This window comes from Sphingopyxis sp. RIFCSPHIGHO2_12_FULL_65_19 (assembly GCF_001830555.1).
Taxonomy (GTDB): domain Bacteria; phylum Pseudomonadota; class Alphaproteobacteria; order Sphingomonadales; family Sphingomonadaceae; genus Sphingopyxis.
Map to the genome: position 1 here is coordinate 15,917 of NZ_MIAM01000011.1, position 5,870 is coordinate 21,786.

A 5,870-nucleotide genomic window follows, 5' to 3' on the forward strand; every position below is an offset into this window, starting at 1 on the left:
GCAGTCGAAGCCGATGCCCAGCAAGCGCGACAGCTTGCGGGACTCGAACGCGCGCAGCCGGTTTGGAAAATTGATGGCGACGACGGCATCGCCACCATCGAACTTGAACCGACGACGGCGTCGGGCACGCTGTCGATGGATTTCACCTTCCGCGACGACAAGGTGACGCGCCGGCAGACGATCGAAACCTGGCTCGACCCCGGCAATCGCCCCTGGACCGTCGTCGGTTTCGCCGCGGGCACCCTGGGTTACAACACGCTCGACGACCGGATGGAACCGTCGGCGGAAACGATGGGCGACCTGAACGCCGACGCCCGTCTCGCGCTTTACGCAAAGGGGCGGGTGCGCGGCAAATGGCTGATGACCTTGGCTTACGACAGCGACAAGGACAAGGATGACGCGCGTTTCGGCGGAGTTATCGATCCGCGCGCCTATTACACCATCTATGCCGACCGTAACGAGACGCGCTATGACGCCGCTTCGGTCCGCAAGCTCTACGTCCGCCTCGAACGACCGCAATTCTATGCGATGTTCGGCGATATCGAAACGGGGATCTCCGAACCCGAACTCGCGCGCTACCAGCGCGCACTGAACGGCGGCAAGGCTGAGTATCGCGGCCGCAACTTTGCCGCGACGGCTTTCGTCGCCGACACGCCCTATCGCTTTCGCCGCGATGAGATCCAGGGCAATGGACTGACCGGGCCCTACCAGCTTGGCGCCCGCGACATATTGCCGAACAGCGAGCGCATCGCGATCGAGACGCGCGACCGGCTGCACAGCGAGCGCATCGTCGATCGCGTCAGCCTGTCGCGGCACGTCGATTATGATATCGATTATCTTTCGGGCACGATCCGCTTCCGCGAACCCGTCCTCAGCCGTTCATCGAACCTCGATCCCCAGTTCATCGTCGCCGAATATGAAGTCGATGGGGTCGGCCAGCGCGTGCTGAACGCCGGTGGACGCGTCCGCTACCAAACGAAGGACGAAAAATTGCGTGTCGGCGCGACGTTTGTCCATGACGAGGACGGCAACCGCAAGACCAATCTCGGCGGCGTCGACGCGCGCTATCGCCCGAACGTCGAGACCGAGGTGCGCGCCGAAATAGCGGTCAGCGACGCAAAAGCTGCCAACGGCAGCGCCGCCGCCGCAGGCACCGCCAAGGCGTGGCTGATCGAGGCCGAGCATCATAGCAGCCAGGCCGATTTCCTCGCCTATGTCCGCGAACGCCAGGCTGGGTTCGGCACCGGACAGCTCAACAGCAGCGAGAATGGCACGCGGAAATTCGGCTTCGACGCCCGCGTGAAGGCCGGCCGCAACCTGTCGGTGACCGGCAGCGCGTGGCAGGAAGACTATCTCGACACCCATGCCCGCCGACGCGCCGGCCGCGCGCTGGTCGAATATGACAATGGCGTCAGCACGGTGCGCGCGGGACTGACCCATGCCGACGATCGGCTCAGCGACGGCACCCGAAATCGGTCGAACATCGTCCAGCTCGGCGCAACCCAGCGACTGATCGGCCAGCGCCTCGAACTCGACGCGCAGACCGAATTCGCATTGGGGGGCAAGGATGCCAGCGTGGATTTCCCGACCCGCCACCGCCTGGGTGCGCGCTTTGCGGTTACCGGCGACGTCAATCTGGTCGGCAGCTATGAAATCGCCGACGGCGACAGCGTCAAGGCGCGCACCGCAAGGGTCGGCTTTGACCTGACCCCATGGTCGGGCGCCCGCCTGCTCGCGACTGCAAACCAACAGGAAATCGGCGAATATGGCCCGCGCAGCTTTGCCGCTTATGGCCTGTCGCAGTCGTTGAAGCTTGGCGAACGCTGGTCGGTCGATGTAACCGTCGATGGCAACCGCACGATTGGCGGGGTCCGCGCCGGCGACGTGCTGAACGCCGACCATCCTGTCGCATCGGGCGGTTTCTTGGGCGGAAACAACGTGCTGACCGAAGATTTCTTCGCGATCAGCACCGGCGCCACTTACCGCGCCGACCGCTGGACGCTGACCGGCCGGGCCGAATATCGGGATGGCGAGCTCGCCAATCGCTATGGCCTGACGCTCGGCGGCCTCCGCCAGCTGGGCGAAGGCCGTGCGCTCGGTGCGCTCTTCACTTACGCCAAGGCGAGCGGCAGTGGCACGGTGCCGACGACCGAGGTCATGCAGTTTGAAATGAGCTGGGCGCACCGCCCCGCCGCGTCGCGCCTGTCCTGGCTCAACAAAAGCGAGTTCCGTTCAGACAAGGTGCGCGATGCCGTTGCGGGCCAAGTCGGCCCGATCGGCGGCGCCGCGTTGACGATCGACGGCGATGCGACGAGCCGCCGCCTGCTCAACAGCCTGTCGGTCAACTGGACGCCGCTTGGCAACCGGGGCGATGACGGCATGTCGTATGAGCGCGCCGAACTCGGCTTCTTCTGGGGCACCCGCTATAATTTCGACCGCTTCGGCGCCGACGATGTGAAGGGCTGGTCGAACCTGATCGGCGCCGATTTCCGTTTCAACCTCGGCGAGCATGTCGATGTCGGCGCGTCAGGCACCGTGCGCGTCGGAACCGATGCCGATACCGTCAGCTGGGCGGGCGGCCCGACGGTAACGCTGGCGCCGATGAAGAACGCCAACATCACCTTCGGCTATAATTTCGCGGGCTTTCACGACCGCGATTTCGAGGATGCACGCTTCTCGCGCTCGGGCGCCTATGTCACCTTCAAGCTGAAGTTCGACCAGACGAGTTTTGCGGGGCTGGGCTTGTAGGCCGCCCAAGCGCGAAGCGAAGCAATCCGGGGTGCGTCCACCGCCCCGGATTGCTTTGTCGCTATCAGTCCGCGAACAACAAAACCGGGGTTTCGATCAACTTCTTGAGCGCCTGCACATAGCTCGCGGCATCCCAGCCGTCGACGACGCGGTGGTCGCAGCTGATCGACAGGTTCATCAGCTTGGCCCTGCGGATATCGTCGCCGTCAAAAACCGGGCGTTCGACAATCTTGTTCGGCCCGATGATCGCCACTTCGGGCCGGTTGATGACCGGCGTCGTCGCGATGCCGCCAAGCGGGCCCAGCGAGGTCACGGTCAGCGTGCCGCCGGTCAGTTCCTCGACCTTCGCCTTGCCGGTGCGCGCGGCTTCGGCGAGGCGCGTGATCTCGCTCGCGAGCTGCCACACATTCTTGTCCTGCGCGTCGCGGATCACCGGCACCATCAGCCCGGCGTCGGTCTGCGTCGCCATGCCAAGGTGCACGGCGCCGTAACGCGTGACCACCCCGCCCTCATCGTCATAGCGGGCATTGATCATCGGGAATTGCGGGATGGTGCGGCAGATCGCAACGATCAGGAAGGGCAGCATCGTCAGCTTCGGACGCTGACCACGATTGGCGTTGAGGTCGGCGCGCATCGCTTCGAGCGCGGTAACGTCCATTTCCTCGACATAGGTGAAGTGCGGGATCGCGCGCTTCGACGCCGCCATATTCTCGGCAATCTTGCGGCGCATGCCGATGACCTTGATCGGCTCATCCGCGCGCGCGCGGCTGGCGCCCGGCGCAAGATAGCCCTGACCGCCGCTGTAGCGCAGGAAAGCGTCAAGGTCGGCATGACGGACGCGGTCGCCCTCTGCCTGGACCTGGCCGAGATCGACGCCGAGATCCTTGGCGCGCGCACGCACGGCGGGTGAAGCCAGAACCGACTTGTCTCCTCTCCCGCTTGCGGGAGGGGTCGGGGCAGGGCTTGGTTCGACGGCAACCGGAGTGGGTGCAACAGGCCCTCCCCTAGCCCCTTCCGCATGCGGGAGGGGGACTGTTTCCGCCACCGAAATCTCTTCGGCGCCCGGTGTTTCCGCAACGATTTCCTGTTCGACCGGCGTATCGGCGGACGGTGCATCGACCGCAGCTTCCTCGTCGGTTTCGATCACCGCCAGCGTCGACCCGATCGGGATCAAGTCGCCGACCTCGCCCGCCAGTTCGACGACGATCCCCGAAACGGGCGATTCCATTTCGACGGTCGCCTTGTCGGTCATCATGTCGGCAAGCTGCGCGTCTTCCTCGACGCGTTCGCCGATCTTGACATGCCAGGCGACGATTTCGGCCTCGGCGATGCCTTCGCCGATGTCGGGCAGACGGAATGAATAGCGGGCCATGGCGTCAGTCCTTCAAGATTTTCGTGAGCGCGGTCGCGATGCGCACGGGGCCGGGGAAATAGGCCCATTCAAGGCTATGCGGGTAAGGTGTATCGAAGCCGGTGACGCGTTCGACCGGCGCCTCGAGGTGATAGAAGCAGCGTTCCTGCACCAGCGCGGCGAGTTCGGCGCCGAAGCCCGACGTGCGCGTCGCTTCGTGGATGATCAGACAGCGGCCGGTCTTCTTAACCGATGCCTCGATCGCCTCGATATCAAGCGGCAGCAGCGTGCGCAGGTCGAGAATCTCGGCATCGATCCCCATTTCCTCGACGATGGTCTTAGTCACATGGACCATCGTGCCATAGGCAAGGATCGTCAGCGCCTCGCCCGACCGCACCGTCGCGGCCTTGCCGAGTTCGATGCGGTAATAATCCTCGGGCACCGCGCTCGCGTCATGCTTCGACCAGGGTTCGACCGGACGATCATAATAGCCGCTGAACGGACCGTTGTAGATGCGCTTGGGTTCGAGAAAGACGACGGGGTCATTATCCTCGATCGCCGCGATCAGCAGCCCCTTGGCATCATAGGGGTTCGACGGGATCACCGTCTTCACGCCGCAGATGTGCGTCATAATGCTTTCGGGCGACTGGCTGTGCGTCTGCCCGCCGAAAATGCCGCCGCCAAAGGGGGTGCGCACGGTCATCGGACAGATGAAATCATTCGCCGAACGATAGCGAAGCCGCGCGGCCTCGCTGACGAGCTGGTCGAGCCCCGGATAGATATAGTCGGCAAACTGGATTTCGGGGACCGGACGCAGGCCATAAGCCCCCATGCCGACGGCGACGCCGATGATACCGCATTCGTTGATCGGCGTATCGAACACACGCGTCTTGCCATGTTTTTTCTGCAAGCCCGCGGTGGCGCGGAATACGCCCCCGAAAAAGCCGACGTCTTCGCCCATCACGACCATGTTCGGATCGCGCGCCAGCATGACGTCCATCGCGCTGTTGATCGCCTCGATCATGTTCATGGTCTTGGTGGCGGTTTGCATATCGGCGCTCATCATTCGGGCTTCCAATTGGGACCGAACTTGGCCTCTTGCTCGGCCAGCATCTGGTCGCATTGTTCCTTGAGGTGCCAGGGCATTTCCTCGAACACATCCTCGAACATCGTTTCAAAGGGCTGGTGCATGCCATGACCCAAAATGCCGAGTTTTTCGGACTGCTTCTGCGTCGTCTTGACCAGGTCGTCCAGTTCCTTCGCCTGCGCTTCATGCCGGGCGGCATCCCATTCGCCGAGCAGTTCGAGGTGCTGGCGAAGCCGTGCGATCGGGTCGCCGAACGGCCAGGCGGTCGCCTCATCGGCGGGGCGATAGGCGCTCGGATCGTCCGAGGTGCTATGGCCTTCGCTGCGATAGGTGAAATGCTCGATCAACGTCGGCCCATTGTTGGTGCGGGCGCGATCGGCCGCCCACTGGGTTGCGGCATAGACCGCCAGCGGGTCGTTGCCGTCGATGCGGAGCCCCGCGATGCCATATCCCACCGCGCGCGCCGCGAAGGTCGTGCGCTCGCCGCCGGCAAAGCCGGAGAAGCTCGAGATCGCCCACTGGTTGTTGACGATGTTGAAGATGACAGGCGCGTTGTAAACCGTGGCAAAGGTCAGCGCCGAGTGGAAGTCGCCCTCGGCCGACGAGCCTTCGCCGCACCACACGGTCGCGATGCGGCTGTCGCCCTTCGACGCCGATGCCATCGCCCAGCCCACCGCCTGCGGA

At 64.1% G+C, this 5,870-nt stretch carries 3 protein-coding genes and 1 pseudogene; 1 reads left to right on the forward strand and 3 read right to left on the reverse strand.

Annotated elements, in window-relative coordinates; genetic code table 11:
- Nucleotides 1-2,748: pseudogene (locus A3E77_RS02365) on the forward strand (hypothetical protein); the annotation flags it as partial.
- 64 nt (nucleotides 2,749-2,812) lie between these two features.
- Here A3E77_RS02365 and A3E77_RS02370 read toward each other — a convergent pair.
- The 3 genes from A3E77_RS02370 to A3E77_RS02380 form a co-directional block, all read right to left on the reverse strand.
- Entirely contained in the window at nucleotides 2,813-4,120 is a 1,308-nt protein-coding gene (locus tag A3E77_RS02370; protein ID WP_293643302.1) for a dihydrolipoamide acetyltransferase family protein, read from the reverse strand.
- A gap of 4 nt (nucleotides 4,121-4,124) precedes the next feature.
- Nucleotides 4,125-5,129: an alpha-ketoacid dehydrogenase subunit beta gene (locus tag A3E77_RS02375; protein WP_293643303.1), complete on the reverse strand. Its 1,005-nt coding sequence runs from the start codon at nucleotides 5,127-5,129 to the stop codon at nucleotides 4,125-4,127.
- Between the two features lie 32 nt (nucleotides 5,130-5,161).
- Nucleotides 5,162-5,870 (reverse strand): thiamine pyrophosphate-dependent dehydrogenase E1 component subunit alpha (locus tag A3E77_RS02380; protein WP_293643304.1); only part of this gene is annotated, 709 nt, incomplete at its 5' end.

Bases quoted from the DNA above. Each gene is read 5' to 3' on its own strand.
- A3E77_RS02370 (WP_293643302.1), bottom strand. From the start codon at position 4,120: ATGGCCCGCTATTCATTCCGTCTGCCCGACATCGGCGAAGGCATCGCC.
- A3E77_RS02375 (WP_293643303.1), bottom strand. From the start codon at position 5,129: ATGAACATGATCGAGGCGATCAACAGCGCGATGGACGTCATGCTGGCG.